The following is a 21,018-nucleotide window of genomic DNA, read 5'->3' on the forward strand; positions in this document are numbered from 1 at the left end:
GATGCCTGCCCCCGCCGACGGCGCGGCTCCCTATCGCGGCCGCTTTGCCCCATCGCCCACCGGCCCGCTGCACATGGGCTCGCTGGTCACCGCGCTGGCCAGCTGGCTGGACGCACGCGCGCATGGCGGCACCTGGCTGGTCCGCATCGAGGACATCGATTACCCACGCTGCGTGCGCGACGCCGATACCGGCATCCTGCGCACCCTTGCCGCCCTGGGACTGCACCCGGACGAGCCGCCGCTGTGGCAGAGCCGGCGCGAGCACTGCTACGCGAGCGCGCTGCAGCGGCTGGAAGCGGCCGGCCAGGTCTATCCCTGCGGCTGCTCGCGCAAGGAGATCGCCGACTCGCTGGTGCATGTGCGCGAACGCCACCAGACATTGGCCTACCCCGGCACCTGCCGGCACGGACTGAATGGCAAGCTGCCGCGCGCCTGGCGCGTGCGGGTGCCCGACGGCGACGCCGCCACCATCTGCTTCGACGATCGCTGGCAGGGGCGGCAGTGCCAGAACCTCGCCACCGAACTGGGCGACTTCGTGCTGCGCCGCGCCGACGGGCTATGGGCCTACCAGCTCGCGGTGGTGGTCGATGACGCACTGCAAGGCATCACCCATATCGTGCGCGGCGCCGACCTGCTCGACTCCACACCGCGGCAGATCCATCTGCAGCGCCTGCTCGGCCTGCCGGAGCCGGCCTACCTGCACGTGCCGGTGGTGGTCAATGCCGTCGGCGAGAAGCTGAGCAAGCAGAGCGGGGCACAATCCGTTGACGACCTCGCTCCGCTGGAAGCGCTGCGCGCCGCCGGCGCCCACCTCGGCCTGCGCCATGACGCCACGGACGTCCCGGACTGGCTCGCACGCGCCACCGAGAGCTGGGCCGGGCTGCTGGCTCGGCTGCCCCGGCCGGGCGCAGCCTAGGCGACGGGACGACGGACTGCGCCGGAAGCCACCGGACTCCGGACACCGGGCGAGAACCGCATCACCGATCAGCGCCACCCGGTGCGGCATTGGTGCGCGTCAAGCGACGCCGGCCCCCGCCCACCTTGGATTGGATATCACGTCCGATCCCAGCCTTCGGCTACCTCGGCAATCAGCACATTCCCGAGCAATCGGAAACACGCCTAGATATTCCCCAGAAATATTCCTAATTTATTTGCAGCGATCCCAGGTGGCGGCTGATCGCTCATCAGTCCATTCCAATGAATTAGGAAATTTCCCAAGAATGGCACACCCACACTAGGTTTCCAGCAAATGTGCGCAGGATTCCTTGGGATTTTTCCAAGAAAATTCCCGCGCTAAGTTTCGCATCCAATCTGCCGTTTACTGGATTGTTCTGATCAAGATCGAAAAATCGGAAATCAGAACCGGTCCCACAGCAATTCGCGCAACGTTCACTGGAGATGCCCATGCCTTCCCGCCCGATGCCCGCCCGGCTTGTCCTCACCGTCGCCATGCTGGGAGCCGCCTCGCTGTGCGCTGCGCAAAGTGGCGTGATCCGCTTCTCCGGCATGATCGTGGAGCCGCCCTGCTCCTTCCGTTTCAGTAACGATGCCGGAGCCCGGTTGCGTCCCGAGTGCCCGCGTCCGGTCGCCGCGGACCTGTCCCTGGTCGATACCAGCGGGCGCGCGCTGCAGCCGACGGTACGGCTGGCGCAGGCTCCTGGCGCCATCGAACTCCCCGCGCGGCAGGCCGGCCAGGGCGCGCGATGGATCGCGATCGTGACGTATCAGTAGGAAGGGAAAACGAGGCGCGCGGGAGATTCCGCGAAAGATTTCACGGAAGATTTCGCGGAAGACTTCGCGGGAAAGCGCGCGGCCGGCATCGGGCAGGCGCCGTCAATTCCGGTGCCGGCAGCCATCGACGGCGGCACCGATGCGCGCGCTCAGGACTTGCGCGGAACGCCGCCGAGCAGTGCGGCCAGCGGGCGCTTCGGCGCGGTGCGGCCGCGCCCGAGCGCGGCGATGGCGGCCTCCTCCGGCTTCGGCGTGGCGGCGGCACTGCCGGCGCTGGGCTCGTAGGGGCGCGAGAAGAAGGGGTCGTCCGACGGACGGAAGACGGGGCGCTGCCCCGAGCCATTGCCATCCTTGCGGCGCGGGCGCTCCTCGGACTCGCCGCGGGCGCGACGGACTTCCGAGCGGGCACGGCGCCGTTCGGCATCTTCGCCGCGCGCACGCTCGCCCGTGGGATCGAAGCCATCCAGCGTGGCACGCGGGATGCTGCGCTTGATCAGCTTCTCGATATCGACGAGCAGGCGCTCGTCGCCCGGCTGGAATACCGACAGCGCGTCGCCGCTGGCACCGGCACGGCCCGTGCGGCCGATCCGGTGCACGTAATCCTCGGCGCTGAACGGCAGGTCGAAGTTGATCACGCAGGGCATGTCGGGAATATCCAGCCCGCGCGCAGCCACATCGGTGGCGACCAGCGCGTCGATGGTGCCGTTCTTGAAGCCTTCGAGCGTCTGCATGCGCTCGGTCTGGGTCTTGTCACCGTGGATGGCGGCGGCGTTGATGCCCTCGCGCTCCAGGTGGCGCGCCAGGCGCGAGCAGCCGATCTTGCTGTTGACGAAGACGATGCACTGGCGCGACAGGCCCTGGGCCGCGCGCTGCTTGAGCAGGTGCACCACGGCGGCCTGCTTCTGGCCATCCTCGACCTGGTAGACGGTCTGCCGCACGTTTTCGTTGGCCGAGTTGCTGCGCGCCACCTCGATGGTGACCGGCTGGGTCAGGTAGCTCGAGGCAAGGCGCTTGATCTCGGGCGAGAAGGTGGCGGAGAACAGCAGCGTCTGGCGCTGGGCCGGCAGCAGGTTGATGATGCGCTGCAGGTCGGGCAGGAAGCCCATGTCCAGCATGCGGTCGGCTTCGTCCAGCACCAGCATCTGCACCTGCGACAGGTTGACCGATTTCTGCTGCACGTGGTCGAGCAGGCGACCCGGCGTCGCCACCAGGATTTCCACGCCACGGCGCAGCGCATCGGTCTGCGGATTCATGTCGACGCCGCCGAACACCACCGTGCTGCGCAGGTCGGTGTGCTTGGCGTAGCGCGCGACGTTGTCGTAGACCTGGTCGGCCAGCTCGCGCGTTGGTGTCAGCATCAGCGCGCGCACCGGATGGCGCGCCGGCGAGGCGCTGCCATTGGCCAGCGGCAGCAGGCGCTGGATGATGGGCAGCGCGAAGCCGGCGGTCTTGCCGGTACCGGTCTGGGCCGCGCCCATCACGTCCTTGCCCAGCAGCACCACCGGAATCGCCTGCGCCTGGATCGGCGTGGGCTTGGTGTAGCCCTGCTCGGTCAGCGCACGCAGGATGCGCGCATCCAAGCCGAAGCTGTCGAAGGTAATGGCGTTGGCGTTCTGGTCTGCGTTGGCTGCAGTGTCTGCTTGGCTGGTCGTGGTCATGATTTCGGTGTCTGGCGGCAGGAGCGGACCCGGCGCCAGCGGACACGCGTCTCGAAGCGGGCTGGCTGATCGGCACCGCGGCAACGCCGCAGGCCCGCCGGGGCGTGCCGGCAAAATCAATAGCCCATGAGAATCAAAGACTTAGATTTTAGCATCAGAGCCGCATCGATGAACAGCACGACGCGGCAACAGGCGTTCGTGACAGCAGCGAAAAAGTCACGCACATGTCACGTTTGACCACCATCATCGCCGCTGCGGCGCTGCAAGCCGGACCTCGGGCACCGAAGCGGCCCGGCAGCGCCCATCCAATTCGAACCGAATCCACGCCACGCTACCGATACCGAAGTACCTGATGGAACTCTCTCGCATCGCCCTGCACCGCTTTCTGCTCATTTCGGGCGTCTTCCTCGGCCTCGGCTGCGCCCCGGAGGCAGCAATGTCCGCGCCGGCGCACGCCGGCGACGGCCAGGCACTGGCCGGCCACCGGCCTGGCCATCAGCCGGCGCCGGAATCGGCACCGGTCGCCGGCAAGGCCTGAGGCCTCTGCCACCGCCCCCGGCGGCAGGCGCGGCGAAGCGTGCCGCAGCCGCCTCATTCACGCAAACAATCCTTCCGACCGGCACCATTCGGTCCGAGCGGGCTCAGTCGCCGCGGATCCCGTTGTCCTGGATCACCTTGCCCCATTTGCGGTCGTCGGCGCGCATGCGCGCCGACATCTGCTCCGGCACCTGGTAGGACGCGACCGTGCCGGCCTTCAGCATCTTGTCCTGCACCGTCGGGTCGGCCAGGGTCGCCTTCAACTCGGCCGACAGGCGGCCGACGATCTCCTTGGAGGTGCCGGCCGGTGCCAGCAGGCCGCCCCAGGCCGTCGCATCGAAGCCGGGAAAGCCCTGCTCTGCCACCGTCTTCACGTCAGGCGTGAAACTCACGCGGCGGGCCGAACCCACTGCGATCGGGCGCAGCTTACCGGCCTTGATATGCGGCAGCGCGGCAATCATGTCGGAGAACATCATCGGCACCTGCCCGGCCAGCAGGTCCGAGATGGCCGGCGCGCTGCCCTTGTATGGCACGTGCTGCACGTCGAAGTGGCCCAGGCTCTTCAGCAGTTCGGTCGACAGGTGGCCAAAGCTGCCATTGCCGGCGCTGGTGTAGTTCATCGCGCCGGGCTTGGCCTTCGCGCGCGCCATGTAGTCCTGCAGGCTGTGCACGTCGGGCAGCGCCTGGGGATTCACCACCATGACGATGGGCAGGTCATAGGCAGCCCCGACCGGCGTGAAATCCTTGAACAGGTCATAGCCCTTGCGCGGAATCAGGTGCGGCGCCAGCAGGGTGGGCGTGGCCAGCATCAGCAGCGTGTAGCCGTCCGGTGCGCTCTTGGCCACGGCCTCGGCGCCGATGGTGCCGGAGGCACCAGGACGGTTGTCCACCACCACCGGCTGCCCCATCGTTTCGCTGAGCTTCTGCCCGATGATGCGCGCGGCGGTATCGGTCGGCCCGCCCGGCGGGAACGGCACCACCAGGCGGATGGGCTTGGCGGGATAGGACTGGGCCAGCACCGGGGCGGCGCCCAGCGGCAGCATCGCCCCCAGGGCGGCAGCGCCGAGACGGCGCACGAATTGACGTCGGTTGGTCTTCTGCATGATGTCTGGCGGAACTGCGTCTTCAGGGATCGTCAAGAAAAGGTTGGACAGCGGAACAACGGGACAGCGAGACGGCGGGACAGCACGGCGGGCGGGAACAGCGCCGGCCGGCCGCCGCCTCAGGATGGTCAGAGCGACAGCGGGCCGGGCTGGAACAGCCGGGCATCCATCAGGCGCAGGTCCGGCGCGAGCGCGACCTCGGCATCGCACAGCGCGAGCACGTCGCGGCGGGGATCCAGGCCGGGGGCGATCTCCACCAGCGTCAGGCGCTGGGTGCCACGCTCGTCCGCGCGCATCTCGAACACCGCGCGCTCGGTCAGGTAGCGTACCGGCACGCCGTTGCCGGCCACATAAGGGCCGTTGAAGCTCAGGTGCGACACGGCGGGCACGATCTTGCGGATGCGCCCTTCGCGCACGATGCGCAGTGCGCCATCCTCGACCGCCACCTCCAGCCCGCCCGCGGTCAGCGTGCCCATGAAGACCACGGCACGCGCGCTTTGCGTGATGTTGATGAAACCGCCAACGCCCGCGATCAGGGCCTGCTCGCCACTGCCGAAGCGGCTCACGTTGACGTTGCCGTCGCCATCCAGCTCGGCCAGCCCGAGGATCGCGAGGTCGATGCCGCCACCCTCGTAGAAATCGAACTGCGCCGGCTGGTCGACCACCGCCTCCGGATAGGCCGAGGCGCCGAAGCTGAGGCCGTCGGCCGGCGTGCCGCCGATCGGCCCGGCCTCCACCGTAAGCGTGAATCCTGCCACGCCGGCCTGCTCGGCCAGCATGCCCACCGCGGCGGGCATGCCGACGCCGAGGTTGACCACGCGCGGGCGGCGCTCGGCCAGCTCCAGCACCGCGCGGCGCTGCACGATGGTGCGGGCATCCAGCACCGTCGCCGGCGCTTCGGCCGCGGCAGGCGCGGCGGAACCGTCCGCGCCGCGCCAGGACGTGACATAGGCCGGGTTGAAGGTCTCGGCGAAGGTCATCTGGTGATGGGCCGGATCTTCGCTGACCACCACGTAGTCGACCAGGATGCCCGGCACGTGGATGGCCTGCAGGTTGTCGTGGCGCTCGACCAGCGACTCTACCTGGGCAATGACGATGCCGCCCGAGTTGTGGGCCGCCTGGGCGATCGCAAGCAACTCGTGATGGAAGGCTTCGCGATGCGTGCTCAGGTTGCCGCGCGGGTCGGCGCTGGTGCAGCGGATCAGCGCGCAGTGGATCGGGAAGCTCGGGTAGAACAGGTATTCCTCGCCGCGCAGGGCGATGGCGTCCACCCAGGCGCGTCCGGCCGCCGCGGCCTCGCTGGCGCGCGCATTGAGGGCGCCGCCGTGGTAGCGCGCATCCTGCGCGCTACGCGGGTCGACGAAGGTGTGCAGGCCGATCTTGCTGATCACGCCCGGCTTGCCACCGGCGATGGCGCGGTACAGATGAGTGATCACGCCCTGCGGCAGGTTGAAGGCCTCGCACTCCCCTGCCAGCGCCAGCGCCGCCAGGCGCGTCGCCGAGCGCCAGTGCCCGCCGACGATGCGGGTGGTCATGCCGGCATTGCCGAAGTGGTTGACGCCGCGTGCACCGCGGTCGCCCTGCCCGGCCGAGTAGACCAGGGTCAGGTCGCGCGGCAGTCCGCTCTGCAGGAAGCGCCGTTCGAGCGCTTCGGTCACCGTCTCCGCATGCCCCGCGCCGACAAAACCGGCACTGGCCACGGTCCAGCCGGATTGCACCAGCGCAGCCGCTTGCTGCGCGCTCACCACCTGCATCGCTTGTCTCCGTTTTGTCCTGCTCTTCGCCGCGGCCGCTTGATCTGCCCCGGCTGGTGCCGGGCCGATGGCCCGGACATATTATTTTGCGAACATTTGTTCGCCAAACACTATGATACGGACAGGATCGCCGGTCGCGCAAGCCCTGCCCGGCGCACTAGAATCCAGCGTTTCACGACCCCACCCGCCCGCAATGCCGGAAACCGACGCTGCCAGAAAGGACAAGGAAGAACTGCTCGACTCGCTCAGCAAGGGGCTGGCGCTGCTGCGCCTGTTCGCAACGGGAGTCGGGCGCCTGACCATGCAGGACGTGGCGGAACGCCTGGAGGTCACGCGCGCCGCAGCGCGCCGCCTGCTGCTGACGCTGCAGCACAACGGCTACCTGGAGCAGGACGGGCGCTTCTTCGCCCTGACGCCGCGCGTCATGGAGCTCGGCTATGCCTACTTCGCCTCGATGACGCTGCCGCAACTGGCCCGCCCCTACCTGCAGGCCCTGTGCGCCGACGCCGGCGAAAGCTGCTCGCTGGGTGTCCTGGATGGCGATGCGGTGGTGCTGGTCGCACGCGAGGAACCCCATCAACTGCTGCGCGTGGACATGGCGATCGGCCGCCGCATGCCGGCCTATGCCCATTCGCTCGGGCGCGTGCTGCTGGCCGGCCTGGACCCGCTGGCACGCGAGCACTATCTCGCCGCGACCACCTTGCGCAAGCTGACACCGTTCACGGTCCATTCCCGGCAGGCGCTGACGCGCCTGCTGGCCGAGGTGGAACACCAGGGCTTCTGTGTGCTGGTCAGCGAACTGGTGGACGGCTACGCGGGCATCTCGGTGCCGCTGCGCGACCAGACCGGCAAAGTGGTGGCGGCGCTCGGCCTCAGCATGGTACTGGGCAGCCGCGCGCCGGCCGTGCTGGAAGCGGAGTTCCTGCCGCCGCTGCAGCGCGCCGCCGCGCAGATCGAAGCGATCCTGCGCAGCCGTTGAGCCGGCGGACGGGCGCAGTCGTCTGGCGGGCGAAGAAGCGAGCGGGGCCGGAGACGGCCGAGGCGGCTGCAGCACCGGCCAGGGCAAGCGGCTGAGCCGGGCATCGCACCGGTCCGCTCCGCCCGCATCGCAAGCCGCAAAGAGAAAGGGGCCCGCAGCATCGCTGCGGGCCCCTCGGCAATGGTGGGCCTCCCGTGAGTCGAACACGGCACCAACGGATTATGAGTCCGCTGCTCTAACCAAGCATGAGCTAGAGGCCCGGAAAACGCGACGGACCCGGCCGGGGCCGGGTCCGTCCCTGCATTATCTCAGGATCAGTTGCCTTCCAGGAAGCTCTTCAGCTTGTCGGAGCGGCTCGGATGGCGCAGCTTGCGCAGCGCCTTGGCCTCGATCTGGCGGATCCGTTCGCGCGTCACGTCGAACTGCTTGCCGACCTCTTCCAGCGTATGGTCGGTGCTCATCTCGATGCCGAAGCGCATGCGCAGCACCTTGGCTTCGCGCGGCGTCAGCGAATCCAGCACGTCCTTGACCACGTCGCGCATCGAACCGTGCAGCGCGGCTTCGGCCGGGGCCAGCGTGTTGGTGTCCTCGATGAAGTCGCCCAGATGGGAGTCGTCGTCGTCACCGATCGGCGTTTCCATGGAGATCGGCTCCTTGGCGATCTTCATGATCTTGCGGATCTTGTCCTCGGGCATCTCCATCTTCTCGGCCAGCGTCGCCGGATCCGGCTCGTTGCCGGTCTCCTGCAGGATCTGGCGCGAGATGCGGTTCATCTTGTTGATGGTCTCGATCATGTGCACCGGGATGCGGATGGTGCGCGCCTGGTCGGCGATCGAGCGCGTGATGGCCTGGCGGATCCACCACGTGGCGTAGGTCGAGAACTTGTAGCCGCGGCGATATTCGAACTTGTCCACCGCCTTCATCAGGCCGATATTGCCTTCCTGGATCAGGTCGAGGAACTGCAGGCCGCGGTTGGTGTACTTCTTGGCGATGGAGATCACCAGGCGCAGGTTGGCCTCGGTCATCTCGCGCTTGGCTTCGCGCGCGCGCTTCTCGCCTTCGGACATCTTGCGGTTGACGTCCTTCAGTTCCTTCAGCGGCAGGACCACGCGGGCCTGCAGGTCGATCAGCTTCTGCTGCAGTTCGTGCACGGCCGGCACATTGCGCTCGACGATGCCGCTGTAGGCCTTGCCGTCGGCGATCACGCCGCCGATCCACTCGAGGTTGGTCTCGTTGCCCGGGAAGCGGGCGACGAAATCCGCGCGCGGCATGCCGCACTTGTCGACCACGATGTTCAGGATCGCGCGCTCGAGCTTGCGCACTTCGTCCACCTGGCCGCGCAGCGTGTCGCACAGGCGCTCGACGTTGCGCGCGGTGAAGCGGATGCCCATCAGCTCGGCCTGGATGGCCTCCTGCGCCTTCACATAGGGCTTGGACTTGTAGCCCTCCTTCTCGAAGGCGCGGCGCATCTTGTCGAACTGCTCGGCGATGACGCGGAACTTCTCCATCGCGGCCAGCTTGAGCTCTTCCAGCTGGCGCGCCGACGCGCCGGCGCCGCCGGCGTCGTCGTCTTCGTCCTCTTCCTCGTCCTCTTCGGCCTCTTCCTCTTCGAGCTCCTCTTCGTCGGCGGCAGTACCGCCCTGGGCGGCAGCCTCGGCGACGGCATCGGCGTTCGGATCGATCAGGCCGTCGACGAACTCGTCGATCTTGATCTCGTCGTTGGCGACGCGCTCGGCCTGGGCCAGGATCTCGGAGATCGTGACCGGGCAGGCGGAGATGGCCATCACCATGTCTTTCAGGCCGGCCTCGATGCGTTTGGCGATCTCGATCTCGCCCTCGCGCGTCAGCAGCTCGACCGTGCCCATCTCGCGCATGTACATGCGCACGGGGTCGGTGGTGCGGCCGAACTCGGAATCGACGGTGGACAGCGCGGCCTCGGCTTCTTCCTCGGCCTCTTCCTCGCTGGTGGCCGACGGCGCGTTGTCGTTGAGCAGCAGCGTCTCGGCGTCCGGAGCCTGTTCGTAGACGGCGATGCCGATGTCATTCAGCGTGGCGACCAGCGTGTCGATCGTTTCCGAATCGACCATGTCGTCCGGCAGGTGATCGTTGATCTCCGCATAGGTCAGGTAGCCGCGCGACTTGCCCAGCTTGATCAGAGCCTTGAGCTTCTGGCGGCGCGCCTCGAGCTCTTCCTCCGTGCCTTGCTGGGTCGAGGCGAATTCCTTCAGCAGCGCCTTTTCCTTGGCCTTGCGGTCCTTGGCCTTCTGCTTTTCGGTCTTCGGCGCCGCGGCAGGCGCCGCTGCGCGCATCTCGTCTTCGTAAAACTCTTCGCTCACGTCGTCTGTGGTGCTGTCGTCGTGCTGCATCTCGGCCTTGGGCTTGCGGCCGCGCTTCTTGGGTTCCGCAGCGGCGGGGCGCTCGGATGCAGCGGGGGCGGTGGAAGCGGCACCCACCTTGGCCTGCGTGGCCTTGGTTGCGGCGGCCGCCGTACGCTTGGTCTCGACTTCGGGATTCTGCTGTTTCGCCACGGTGATACTCTTGCCTCTCACAGGTACAGGCGCGGCATGGCTGCCGCCCGTGTTTGCGCTTGCATGGACGCCGCTCTCGGCGTTTTCACCGCTCTCGCGTGCCGAAGTCGAGGGCTGTGTCTTCTTCTTGGATGCGCGGGCTCCGGCTGCAGTGGTCGCGACCGATGCCGCGGCCGTCCCGGCCGCCTCGGCATCGCGCGCTGACTTCGCTGGCAAAGGCCTGGCTTGCGTCCCGACCGGCGCGGTTGATCGTACCGCCGTCGTCTTCGTGGACGCCTTGCCGCTCCCGGATTGGGGAGCCTTGGTGGAAACCTTTTCGGTTGCTTTGGCCTTTGCCATTGGCACGCTCACTTTCACCAGAACTGGGAAGAAAGATCTCGCAATCCAAACCGGCTATTGTAGCACGTCGCTACTTGCCGGCCTCCTGTCAGGTGAGGCATTCACCTGAAAAATCAAGGCTTAAGAGCAATTGCACGGCCCCGCTCGCAGCCCTGCCACGCCTGACTACCCACCTCCTGCCGAGGCGCCGCTCATCCCAGCCGGCGACGCCGGTTGATCTCGCCCACCAGCCAGCGCATGCGCGCCTTGGCGGCTTCGTCGGCGACACCATTGGTCACCGCGGTCTCCAGACCATCCAGTTCCCGCCGCAGCGGCTCGGCGAGCAGCTTGGTCACTGCGGCATCGAATTCCAGCCCGGCAGGTTCCTCTTCAATCTCTTCGCGCAGCACCGCCGTGCGCACATTGGCGTAGATCTCCGCATACGGCGACTGCGCCAGCTGCTCGCTGAATGCCGCAAAATTCACTTCTCCCTGCACCTCGCCGCAAGCTTCCAGCAGGTGGGCCAGCACCTCCGCCTGCGGCTGCTCGGCATCCAGCAACAGGGCGCGGCTGTCCTCGTCCAGGCGCGCGGCGAAGTGCGGGTAGCCCATCAGCAATTGCAGCAGCCGCTGTTCCAGCCCGGTCGGAGCCTGGCGCTTGGCGCGCGGCCGCGGCTGGGCGAAGCGGCCAGCGCGTGCCGGATCGCTGCGCAGGCCGCACACCGCTTCGATCTCCGCCGGCGTGGTGCCGGTGGCCTCGGCCAGCTCACGCACGATCTGCAGCCGCAGGCCGCCGGCCGGCATGGCCTGCAGCAGCGGCCTGGCTTCGTACTGGGCCCGGGCGCGCCCCTCGGGCTGGCGCAAGTCCTGCTCCTCGGTCACCACCTGCAGCAGGAAACGCGACAGCGGCATCGCATCGCGCACCTGCGCCGCAAAGGCCTCGGTCCCCTCCTCGCGCACATAGCTGTCCGGGTCATGCTCGGACGGCAGGAAGAGGAAGCGGATGGTCTTGTTGTCCGCCACGTGCGGCAGGCAGGCCTCCAGCGCACGCCTGGCCGCGCGGCGCCCCGCGCTATCGCCGTCGAAGGAGAACACCACCGCATCGGTCTGCCGCAGCAGCTTCTGCACGTGCACGGCCGTGCACGCCGTGCCGAGCGTGGCCACGGCATTGGCGAAGCCCAGCTGGGCCAGGGCCACCACGTCCATATAGCCTTCGACCACCAGAACGTAGCCGGTTTCCCGGATCGCATGGCGTGCCTCGAACAAGCCATACAGCTCGGTCCCCTTGCTGAACAGGGGCGTTTCCGGCGAATTCAGGTATTTGGGCTCGCCCTGCCCCAGCACGCGCCCGCCGAAGCCGATCACCTGCCCCTTGGTGTTGCGGATGGGGAACATGATGCGGTCGCGGAAACGGTCGTAGCGGCGCGGCTTGCCGTCGGCATCGCGCCGCTCGGCGTTTTCGATCAGCAGGCCCGCCTCGACCAGGGGCCCGGCCAGCGCGTCATCGCGATAGCTGCCGAATACGGCTTCCAGGCCCTGCCAGTCGTCGGGGGCATAACCCAGGCCGAACTGGGCCGCGATCTCGCCGGTCAGGCCGCGCCCCTTCAGGTACTGGATAGCCTGCTGGGCGCCGCGCAGCTGGCGGCGGTAGAACTCGGTGGCACGCGTCATGGCATCGGTCAAGGCCAGCGAGCGGGCCTGCTGCTCGGCACGTTGCGCGGGCGGCAGGCGATCGCGCTCTTCCGGCACCGTCATGCCGACCGACTGGGCCAGCTCACGCACGGCATCCGGGTAGGACTGCCCCGAATACTCCATCAGGAAACCGATGGCCGAACCGTGCGCACCACAGCCGAAGCAATGGTAGAACTGCTTGGTCGGCGACACCGTGAAGGAGGGCGATTTCTCGTTGTGGAAGGGGCACAGCCCCATGAAATTCGCGCCACCCTTCTTCAACTGCACATACTTTCCCACCACGTCGACGATATCGACACGGTTGAGCAGGTCTTGGATGAAGGATTGGGGAATCACCCGGTTCGTCGTCCTGAGGAGCGGGACCGCCGCCGGCGCGGCGGCCCATTCTGTGGTGTGGCATACGCACAAGCGGGACAGGGCGTTCCGCTTGTCATCGATATATTGTAGTGCAGGGCTAGCCGCCCGCCGGGGAATGCAGACAATTGCGCACTTCTATGCCGCATCTCCCCGGGATCTGCGGCCAAACCAGGCGGCTGTGGCGCGAACGCGACAACCCCCGCAACATGCGCTGCGGGGGTCCGGCACGCCGCCGCCCGGCCAAGGCTTACTTCGGCGCCAGCGCGGCCTTGACCAGCGCGGACACCGCCGTCATGTCGGCACGGCCGGCCAGGCGCGCCTTGACCAGCCCCATGACCTTGCCCATGTCCTGCGGACCGGTGGCACCGCTCTCGGCCACGGCGCGCTGCACTTCGGCGGCCACCTCGGCCTCCGACAGCGCGGCCGGCATATAGGCCTGCAGCACCTCGACCTCGGCGGACTCCTTGGCCACCAGATCGTCGCGTCCCGCCTGCTGGAACTGCGTGATGGCATCCTTGCGCTGCTTGATCAGCTTCTCCACCACCGCCAGCACGGCGCTATCGTCCAGTTCGATGCGCTCGTCGACCTCGCGCTGCTTGATCGCCGCCAGCAGCAGGCGGATGGTGCCGAGACGCTCCGATTCGCGGGCGCGCATGGCGGCCTTCATGTCATCACTGATGCGGGCTTTGAGGGACATGACAATATTCCGTAGTGAAGGGCGTGGAAAGGAAGGGGGGCGGCGGCCACGCCTTCGGACGGACCGCCACAACGCAAAAACCCGCCGGAGCCGAGCCCGCAGCGGGTTTCGATGCTGACGCAGGAGGTGCGATCAGTACAGCTTCTTCGGCAGCATCTGGCTGCGGATGCGCTTGTAGTGGCGCTTCACGGCGGCGGCCTTCTTGCGCTTGCGCTCGGCCGTCGGCTTTTCGTAAAACTCGCGTGCCCGTAATTCAGTAATCAAACCATTCTTTTCGATGGTGCGCTTGAAGCGACGCATCGCGACTTCAAACGGCTCATTTTCTTTGAGGCGGATGGTGGTCATTTGGCCAGAGGGGGATGGAAGTTTGCTAACTCGCGCGGCTAGCGGTTTTACGAAGACCGTAAGTTTAGCATCGGGCTCCGAGCCATGCGCAAGCAATTTCGGGCCGGCCAAATCGAGGGAAAACCCTTAGGAAAAAACTCCCCCGAACCGCATCGCCAGAGCGGCTACGCGGCCCCGCGCGAGTGCTGCGCCGCCTCGGCCAGCGCCCGCCCGGCGGCCACCGCCGAAGCCCAGGCCCACTGGAAGTTGTAGCCGCCCAGCCAGCCCGTCACGTCGACCACCTCGCCGACGAAATAGAGGTTGGCCACCTCGCGCGCCATCATCGTCGTTGACGACAGATCGCGGGTATCGACGCCGCCCAGCGTCACTTCCGCCTTGCGGTAGCCCTCGGTGCCGGAGGGCACGAGCTGCCAGTGGTTGAGCGCCTCGCCCAGCTTGCGCAATGCCTTGTCCGTCATATCGCGTACCGGCTGGTGACCCTGCAGGCCGGCAGCGGCGCACCAGGCTTCGGCCAGCCGCGCCGGCAAGCGCTCGGCCAGCAGGTTGGCCAGCTGCTTGCGGCTGCCCCCTTTCTGCTCGAGCAGCCAGGCGGCGGCATCCTCGCCGTCGAACATATCGATGGTGATCGGCGCGCCCGGGCGCCAGAAGCTGGAGATCTGCAGCACCGCGGGGCCGGACAGGCCGCGATGGGTCCATAACAGGTCCTCGCGGAAGCTGCCCGCCGCCTTGCCGGCACCGGTTCGGATATCGACCTCCCGGGCCACGCCGGCCAGCGGCGCGAACGGCTGCCAGGCCTGGCCGTCGAAGGTCAGCGGCACCAGCCCCGGCCGGGTCTCGACCACGCCGAGGCCGAACTGGCGCGCGATGCGGTAACCCAGGTCGGTCGCGCCGATCTTGGGGATCGAAAGGCCACCGGTAGCCACCACCAGCGCGCCGGCGCGCAGCGTGCCGTGCGCGGTCAGCAGCAGGAAATCGTCGCCTTCGCGGCGCACCTCCTCCACCGCGCAGCCGGTCTGCCAGCGCACCCCGGCGGCGTCGCACTCGGCGCGCAGCATGGCGATCACGTCTTCCGCGCTGTCGTTGCAGAACAGCTGGCCGCGATGCTTCTCGTGCCATGCGATGCCGTGGCGGCGCATCAGCGCAAGGAAGTCCTGCGGGGTGTAGCGGGCCAGTGCGGAGCGGCAGAAGTGCGGATTGGACGACAGATAATTGGCCGGCCCAGCCTGCAGGTTGGTGAAATTGCAGCGCCCCCCGCCCGAGATGCGGATCTTCTCCGCCAGCCGCGTGGCGTGGTCGATCAGGACCACGCGCGCGCCACCCTGCCCGGCCACGGCCGCGCACATCATGCCTGCCGCGCCCGCACCCAGCACGGCCACGTCGAAGCGTCCCGCGGGGCGCGCGCCGCGCGCCGTCCCCGCCGATGCGGCACCTGCAGCGTCCATCGGTTCCCCAGATTGCAAAGAAGGGGCAGATTGTAGCGAAAAGCGCGGCTGGCGCCGGTATGCTACCCTGCGGCCTCGCCAGGCCCGGGTGCGCCCGCGCCGCGACCCTTCCCGCATCGACCTCTACGCTTTCCCCATGCTCGTCCTCGGCATCGAATCCTCCTGCGACGAAACCGGGCTGGCCCTCTACGACACCGGGGCCGGCCTGCTGTCGCACGCCCTGCACTCGCAGATCGCCATGCATCGCGACTATGGCGGCGTGGTACCGGAGCTCGCCTCGCGCGACCACATCCGCCGCGTCCTGCCGCTGCTGCAACAAGTGCTCGACCAGGCCGGGCGCACTCGCCGGGACATCGACGCCATTGCCTACACCCAGGGCCCCGGCCTGGCCGGCGCGCTGCTGGTCGGCGCCTCGGTCGCCAACGCGCTCGGCTTCGCGCTGAACGTGCCGATGCTGGGCGTGCACCACCTGGAGGGCCACCTGCTGTCGCCGCTGCTGACCGACGCACCGCCCCCCTTCCCCTTCGTCGCCCTGCTGGTCTCCGGCGGCCATACCCAGTTGATGGAAGTACGCGGCATCGGCGACTACGCCCTGCTTGGCGAGACCCTGGACGACGCCGCCGGCGAAGCCTTCGACAAGACCGCCAAACTGCTCGGGCTGGGATATCCGGGTGGCCCGGAAGTCTCGCGCCTGGCCGAGTTCGGCACGCCGGGCGCCTTCGCGCTGCCACGCCCGATGCTGCACTCGGGCAACCTCGATTTCTCTTTCGCCGGCCTGAAGACGGCGGTGCTGACGCAAAGCCGCAAGCTGGGCAGCAACGTCTGCGAGCAGGACCGCGCCAACCTGGCGCGCGCCTTCGTCGACGCCATCGTCGATGTGCTCGCCGCCAAGTCGATGGCGGCGCTGAAACAGACCGGGCACCGCCGCCTGGTGGTGGCCGGCGGCGTGGGCGCCAACCGCCAGCTGCGCGCCCGGCTGGACACGCTCGGCCGCCAGCGCAAGATCGAGGTCCACTATCCGGACCTGGCCTTCTGCACCGACAACGGCGCGATGATCGCCTTCGCCGGCGCCATGCGCCTGCAGGCCGCACCGCAGCTCGCGCGCCACGACTACGGTTATGGCGTGACGCCGCGCTGGGAACTGGCCGATATCCGGCTGCCGGCGCACTGAGCGCCCCCCCAGGTCCCCGAGCCCATGAAAAAAGCCACCCTCGGGTGGCTTTTTTCGGGCCTGGAGGCTGGCCGCGGCGCCGCCGCGATGCCCGCCGGACTTACAGCGCCGGCTCTTCGACGCGCTTGTCGCGCTCGATCACGGCATAAGCGCTGTGGTTGTGGATGGACTCGAAATTCTCGGCCTCCAGCACATAGGCGACGATGCGGTCATCGGCGTTCAGGCGCATGGCGATATCGCGCACCAGGTCCTCGACGAACTTGGGATTCTCGTAGGCACGCTCGGTGACGAACTTCTCGTCGGGGCGCTTGAGCAGGCCCCACAGTTCGCACGAGGCCTCTTCCTCGGCCATGCGCACCAGCGCCTCGACCGGCAGGTCTTCCGCCAGCTCCACCTTCATGGTGATGTGCGAGCGCTGGTTGTGCGCGCCGTACTGCGAGATCTTCTTCGAGCAGGGGCACAGGCTGGTCACGGGCACCAGGGCGGTCAGGAACACCTTGGCCTGGCCATCGCGCACCTCGCCCAGCAGCGTGACTTCGTAGTCCATCAGCGACTGCACGCCGGAGATCGGCGCGGTCTTGTTGACGAAGTACGGGAAGGTGACCTCGATCCGGCCGGCATCGGCCTCGAGCTTCTCGAGCATCTTGTCGAGCAGGCCGCGGAAAGCGAGCAGGTCGATCGGAGCGCGCTCCTCTTCCAGCAGCGCCATGAAGCGCGACATATGCGTGCCCTTCTGGTCGGCCGGCAGGTGCACGTCGAGATTGAAGGTACCCACGGTGGCCTGCACGCCGGACGGCGTGTTCAGCGACAGCGGATAGCGGACGCCCTTGACGCCGACCCGTTGAATCGGGATCTGGCGCGTGTCGCGGCTCGACTGCACGTCGGGCATCGCGAAGGCGGGATTGATGTCATTCATTACCGGTTTCCTCCAGAACCACGCAGCATGGCTTGTTGTGATTCTTACGGTCGTGGCACTTTCGCAGTCAACATGCCACGCAACGAGTGTGAAACCACGGGATGGGGTGACGACACCAACCCGCAGCTGCGAACACGGAACGGAAGGGATTCTAAGGGAAAACCGGCATGGCTGCCGGCGAGGGGTCCAATCCCGCACGCGCTATGCGGGTGATTGATTCCGCCTATCCGGCCGGCGCATGGCGCCGGCCGCCCCGCATCCCGGGAGCGCGCGGCGTCAGGCCGCGCGCGTCGCCACGGCGACGGGCGCCTGGCCGAGGCCGAAACGCTGGCGCACCGACGTCTCGATGCCCTTGGCATCCAGTCCGCTCTGCGACAGCAGGAAGGCGGGGTCGCCATGGTCGATGAAGCGGTCGGGCAGGCCGAGTTGCAGCACCGGCACATCGATGCCTGCCTCGGACAGCGCCTCGAGCACCGCGCTGCCGGCACCGCCCATCACGCAACCCTCTTCGACGGTGACGAGGTAGTCGTGCTCGCGCGCCAGCGTCTTGACCAGCTCGACGTCCAGCGGCTTGACGAAGCGCATGTTGGCCACCGTGGCATCGAGCGCTTCGGCCGCGCCCAGCGCCGGCTGCACCATCGAGCCGAAGGCCAGGAAAGCCACGCGCTGGCCCTTGCGCGCCGCGCTTTCGCGGCGCACCTCGCCCTTGCCGAGCGGCAGCGGCTCGAGCGCCGGCGCGATCGCCGCGCCCGGGCCGGAGCCGCGCGGATAACGCACCGCGCTCGGCCCGTCGAAATGGAAGGCCGTCGTCAGCAGCTGGCGGCATTCGTTCTCGTCGCAGGGCGTGGCGACCATCATGTTGGGGATGCAGCGCAGGAAGGCGATATCGTAGGCCCCCGCGTGCGTGGCACCGTCGGCGCCGACCAGGCCGGCGCGGTCCAGCGCGAACACCACCGGCAGGTTCTGCAGCGCCACGTCGTGGATCAGCTGGTCGTAGCCGCGCTGCAGGAAGGTCGAATAGATCGCCACCACCGGCTTCAGGCCCTCGCAGGCCAGGCCGCCGGCAAAGGTCACCGCGTGCTGCTCGGCGATACCCACGTCGTAGTAGCGGTCCGGGAAACGCTTTTCGAACTCGACCATGCCCGAGCCCTCGCGCATGGCCGGAGTGATGCCGACCAGGCGCTTGTCGGCGGCAGCCATGTCGCACAGCCAGTCGCCGAAGACCTGGGTGTAGGTCTTGCGTGCCGGCTTGCCCGACGGACGGATGCCTTCGGCCGGGTCGAACTTGCCCGGGCCGTGGTACAGGATGGGGTCGGCCTCGGCCAGCTTGTAGCCCTGCCCCTTCTTGGTCACCACGTGCAGGAAGATCGGGCCCGAGCCTTCCAGGGCGCGCTGGCGGATGTTCTGCAGCGTCGGCACCAGGGCGTTCAGGTCATGGCCGTCGATCGGGCCGATGTAGTTGAAGCCGAATTCCTCGAACAGCGTGGCCGGTCCCACCATGCCCTTGGCATGTTCTTCGAAGCGCTTGGCGAACTCCAGCACCGGCGGCGCCACCGACAGCACGCGCTCGATGCCCTTCTTGGTGGCGGCATAGAACTGGCCGCTCAGCAGTCGCGCCAGGTGGCGGTTCAGCGCGCCGACCGGCGGCGAGATCGACATGTCGTTGTCGTTCAGCACCACCACCAGCGGCAGGTCCTTGTAGACGCCGGCGTTGTTCATGGCCTCGAAGGCCATGCCGGCGGACATCGCGCCATCGCCGATCACGGCGATCGAGACGCGCTTGTCGCCGAGCGTGCGCGCGCCGAGGGCCATGCCCAGCGCAGCGGAAATCGACGTCGAGGAGTGCGCGGTGCCGAAGGTGTCGTACGCGCTCTCGTCACGGCGCGGGAAGCCGGAGATGCCGCCCCACTGGCGCAGCGTGCTCATGCGGTCGCGGCGGCCGGTCAGGATCTTGTGGGGATAGCTCTGGTGGCCGACGTCCCAGACGATGCGGTCCTCGGGCGTGTGGAAGGCGTAGTGCAGCGCGATGGTCAGCTCGACCGTACCGAGGTTGGACGAGAGGTGGCCGCCGGTCTGCGAGACCGACTCCAGCACATAGGCGCGCAGTTCTTCCGCCAGGGTCTGCAGCTGGCGCCGGTCCAGCTTGCGCAGGTCCGCGGGGTCGTCGATGGTCTTGAGCAGTGCGTAGGTCATGGTTTCGGTTCGGCCGCCAGCTTCTCGCGTCCGGCTTGTCATATCAATGGGTGCGCAGCACGATCAGGTCGGCCAGCCCTGCCAGGCGCGCGCCTTGCGCGCCGAAGCCCGACAGCGCCTCGTGGGCGCTGTCGCGCAGCTTGCCGGCCAGTTCCCGCGCCGGCTCCAGGCCCATCAGCGAGACATAGGTCGGCTTGTCGTTGGCGGCGTCCTTGCCCGCGGTCTTGCCCAGCGTGGCCGTATCCGCGGTCACGTCCAGGATGTCATCCACTACCTGGAAGGCCAGGCCGATCGCCGCGGCATAGCGGTCCAGCGCTTCCAGGCCGGCCGCGTCGATGCGGCCGCACAGGGCGCCCATGCGCACGCTCGCGCGCAGCAGCGCCCCGGTCTTCATGCGGTGCATGCCTTCCAGCTCGGGCAGCGTCATCCCGCGACCGACATGCTGCAGGTCGATCGCCTGACCGCCGCACATGCCGACCGAGCCCGAGGCGTGCGCCAGTTCGCCCACCAGGCGCAGCCGTGCCGCAGGTTCCAGCGCGGGCGTCCCGGCCAGCACGACGAAGGCCTGTGTCTGCAGGGCATCGCCGACCAGCAGCGCGGTCGCCTCGTCGTAGGCTTTGTGCACCGTCGGCCGGCCGCGGCGCAGGTCGTCGTCGTCCATGCAGGGCATGTCGTCGTGCACCAGCGAATAGGCGTGGATCATCTCCACCGCGCAGGCGGCCGCATCGCAGGCCTCGGGGCTGGCCCCGCTCACTTCGCCGGCTGCGTGCACGAGCAACGGGCGGACCCGCTTGCCACCGCCGAGCACAGCATACCGCATGGCTTCATGCAAGGTGTGCGGAATTGTATCTGCGGCAGGAAGTGCCGCTTCGAGCGCCTGCTCGGCCCTGGCGCCGAGCGCCTGCATCCATTGGGGGAAATCGTTCATTCTGTGTCCGCCTGCGTGCCGGCCTCGGCCATCGGTTTGAGTACTTCGCCTTCCAGCACCTTGATCTGCTGCTCGACGCGCTCCAGCTTCTGCTGGCAGTAACGCACCAGTTCGGCACCGCGGCGGTAGGCCGCCAGCGACTCCTCCAGCGGCAGCGCACCGCTCTCCATGCTCGCCACCAGTGCGTCCAGCTCGTCCATGGCCGCCTCGTAGGAGGCGGGCGGCGCTGCTGGCGCCGGGGCGTCGTCGGGCTGGACCGGGGCGGTCTTTTCTCTTGGCATGTCTGGCCTTGCAACAGGGGAAGCCGGGATTTTACGCCAAAGCGCGGACTTGTCCGACTCCCGCGATGGCGGAAACGCCGGTAAAGGGCAGCTTTGAGCCCCCACGAGAGGAAAGTGACTTGTGCGCTCCGGTCGTCTTTCCGAATGCGCCGACAACGGCACCCCCATGACGACCCGGGTCGACTTTTTCGCTAAAAAGGCAAAAAAATCAGACCCTTAACTTTTTGGCTCGGGTACAATCCCGGGCTCGGCAGAAAAAGCGAGCGCCACCTCTTCCGGCTCGCCACCCAGGTGGCGTCCCCCGCGTGCCCACCGCCTCTGTCCGTCTCTTTCCCATATCGATCTTTGTTTCGATGGTTGGGTTGTTCACTGCTTTCACCTGTCATTTG

The 21,018-nt window shown here is 67.9% G+C and carries 18 protein-coding genes and 1 tRNA gene; 6 read left to right on the top strand and 13 right to left on the bottom strand.

Annotated features, from left to right (window positions below; all coding sequences use genetic code 11):
• Position 1 precedes the first annotated feature (1 nt).
• Positions 2-916, top strand: coding sequence for a tRNA glutamyl-Q(34) synthetase GluQRS (gluQRS, locus tag BKK80_RS16215; RefSeq protein WP_071014555.1), 915 nt, complete (start codon positions 2-4; stop codon positions 914-916).
• A gap of 488 nt (positions 917-1,404) precedes the next feature.
• Entirely contained in the window at positions 1,405-1,731 is a 327-nt protein-coding gene (locus BKK80_RS16220) for a type 1 fimbrial protein (protein ID WP_071014557.1), read from the top strand.
• A 149-nt stretch (positions 1,732-1,880) separates the two neighbouring features.
• Here BKK80_RS16220 and BKK80_RS16225 read toward each other — a convergent pair whose 3' ends face one another.
• A complete protein-coding gene (locus BKK80_RS16225) occupies positions 1,881-3,389 on the bottom strand; it encodes a DEAD/DEAH box helicase (RefSeq protein ID WP_071014559.1) in 1,509 nt (502 codons plus the stop codon).
• A 352-nt stretch (positions 3,390-3,741) separates the two neighbouring features.
• Here BKK80_RS16225 and BKK80_RS16230 point away from each other — a divergent pair, with 352 nt between their 5' ends.
• Positions 3,742-3,927: a hypothetical protein gene (locus tag BKK80_RS16230; RefSeq protein ID WP_071014562.1), complete on the top strand. Its 186-nt coding sequence runs from the start codon at positions 3,742-3,744 to the stop codon at positions 3,925-3,927.
• 103 nt (positions 3,928-4,030) lie between these two features.
• Here BKK80_RS16230 and BKK80_RS16235 read toward each other — a convergent pair whose 3' ends face one another.
• Both BKK80_RS16235 and BKK80_RS16240 read right to left on the bottom strand, forming a co-directional pair.
• Entirely contained in the window at positions 4,031-5,029 is a 999-nt protein-coding gene (locus tag BKK80_RS16235) for a Bug family tripartite tricarboxylate transporter substrate binding protein (protein WP_071014563.1), read from the bottom strand.
• Between the two features lie 128 nt (positions 5,030-5,157).
• Positions 5,158-6,783, bottom strand: coding sequence for an acyl CoA:acetate/3-ketoacid CoA transferase (locus BKK80_RS16240; RefSeq protein WP_071070206.1), 1,626 nt, complete (start codon positions 6,781-6,783; stop codon positions 5,158-5,160).
• A gap of 193 nt (positions 6,784-6,976) precedes the next feature.
• Between BKK80_RS16240 and BKK80_RS16245 the strand changes: the two genes are divergently transcribed.
• Positions 6,977-7,762 (top strand): IclR family transcriptional regulator domain-containing protein, encoded by a 786-nt coding sequence (locus BKK80_RS16245; protein ID WP_071014569.1) that lies wholly within the window; start codon positions 6,977-6,979, stop codon positions 7,760-7,762.
• Positions 7,763-7,943: 181 nt separating this feature from the next.
• Here the strand turns inward: BKK80_RS16245 and BKK80_RS16250 are convergent.
• A tRNA-Ile gene (locus tag BKK80_RS16250) sits at positions 7,944-8,022 on the bottom strand.
• A gap of 54 nt (positions 8,023-8,076) precedes the next feature.
• Positions 8,077-10,311, bottom strand: coding sequence for an RNA polymerase sigma factor RpoD (rpoD, locus tag BKK80_RS16255; RefSeq protein WP_071014572.1), 2,235 nt, complete (start codon positions 10,309-10,311; stop codon positions 8,077-8,079).
• Between the two features lie 28 nt (positions 10,312-10,339).
• On the opposite strand from rpoD, the gene BKK80_RS16260 reads away from it, so the two are divergent.
• The gene (locus tag BKK80_RS16260) at positions 10,340-10,738 is read left to right on the top strand and encodes a hypothetical protein (protein ID WP_071070208.1); all 399 of its coding nucleotides are present in this window, start codon (positions 10,340-10,342) and stop codon (positions 10,736-10,738) included.
• Positions 10,739-10,820: 82 nt separating this feature from the next.
• Here the strand turns inward: BKK80_RS16260 and dnaG are convergent, their stop codons facing one another.
• The 4 genes from dnaG to BKK80_RS16280 all read right to left on the bottom strand — a co-directional run bounded on the left by dnaG (position 10,821) and on the right by BKK80_RS16280 (position 15,140).
• Positions 10,821-12,635: a DNA primase gene (dnaG, locus tag BKK80_RS16265; RefSeq protein WP_071070210.1), complete on the bottom strand. Its 1,815-nt coding sequence runs from the start codon at positions 12,633-12,635 to the stop codon at positions 10,821-10,823.
• A 268-nt stretch (positions 12,636-12,903) separates the two neighbouring features.
• A complete protein-coding gene (locus tag BKK80_RS16270) occupies positions 12,904-13,353 on the bottom strand; it encodes a GatB/YqeY domain-containing protein (protein ID WP_071014577.1) in 450 nt (149 codons plus the stop codon).
• Positions 13,354-13,485: 132 nt separating this feature from the next.
• On the bottom strand, positions 13,486-13,698 hold the full coding sequence (rpsU, locus tag BKK80_RS16275; protein ID WP_006576196.1) for a 30S ribosomal protein S21: 213 nt from the start codon (positions 13,696-13,698) through the stop codon (positions 13,486-13,488).
• Between the two features lie 164 nt (positions 13,699-13,862).
• The gene (locus BKK80_RS16280) at positions 13,863-15,140 is read right to left on the bottom strand and encodes a BaiN/RdsA family NAD(P)/FAD-dependent oxidoreductase (RefSeq protein WP_071014580.1); all 1,278 of its coding nucleotides are present in this window, start codon (positions 15,138-15,140) and stop codon (positions 13,863-13,865) included.
• Positions 15,141-15,276: 136 nt separating this feature from the next.
• On the opposite strand from BKK80_RS16280, the gene tsaD reads away from it, so the two are divergent.
• Entirely contained in the window at positions 15,277-16,311 is a 1,035-nt protein-coding gene (gene tsaD, locus BKK80_RS16285) for a tRNA (adenosine(37)-N6)-threonylcarbamoyltransferase complex transferase subunit TsaD (protein WP_071016518.1), read from the top strand.
• A gap of 100 nt (positions 16,312-16,411) precedes the next feature.
• On the opposite strand, the gene folE2 is transcribed toward tsaD, so the two are convergent.
• From folE2 to BKK80_RS16305, 4 genes are all read right to left on the bottom strand, one after another.
• Positions 16,412-17,227 (bottom strand): GTP cyclohydrolase FolE2, encoded by an 816-nt coding sequence (gene folE2 / locus BKK80_RS16290; RefSeq protein WP_071038094.1) that lies wholly within the window; start codon positions 17,225-17,227, stop codon positions 16,412-16,414.
• A 276-nt stretch (positions 17,228-17,503) separates the two neighbouring features.
• Positions 17,504-19,420 carry a 1-deoxy-D-xylulose-5-phosphate synthase gene (gene dxs / locus BKK80_RS16295; protein ID WP_071014584.1) on the bottom strand — a complete coding sequence of 639 codons (1,917 nt, stop codon included), beginning with the start codon at positions 19,418-19,420 and terminating at the stop codon, positions 17,504-17,506.
• 43 nt (positions 19,421-19,463) lie between these two features.
• Positions 19,464-20,348: a polyprenyl synthetase family protein gene (locus BKK80_RS16300; protein ID WP_071014587.1), complete on the bottom strand. Its 885-nt coding sequence runs from the start codon at positions 20,346-20,348 to the stop codon at positions 19,464-19,466.
• Positions 20,345-20,629 carry an exodeoxyribonuclease VII small subunit gene (locus BKK80_RS16305; RefSeq protein WP_083384126.1) on the bottom strand — a complete coding sequence of 95 codons (285 nt, stop codon included), beginning with the start codon at positions 20,627-20,629 and terminating at the stop codon, positions 20,345-20,347. The genes BKK80_RS16300 and BKK80_RS16305 overlap by 4 nt, the downstream gene beginning before the upstream one ends.
• Positions 20,630-21,018 lie beyond the last annotated feature (389 nt).

Origin of the sequence: Cupriavidus malaysiensis, assembly GCF_001854325.1 — a bacterium.
Lineage (GTDB): Bacteria > Pseudomonadota > Gammaproteobacteria > Burkholderiales > Burkholderiaceae > Cupriavidus > Cupriavidus malaysiensis.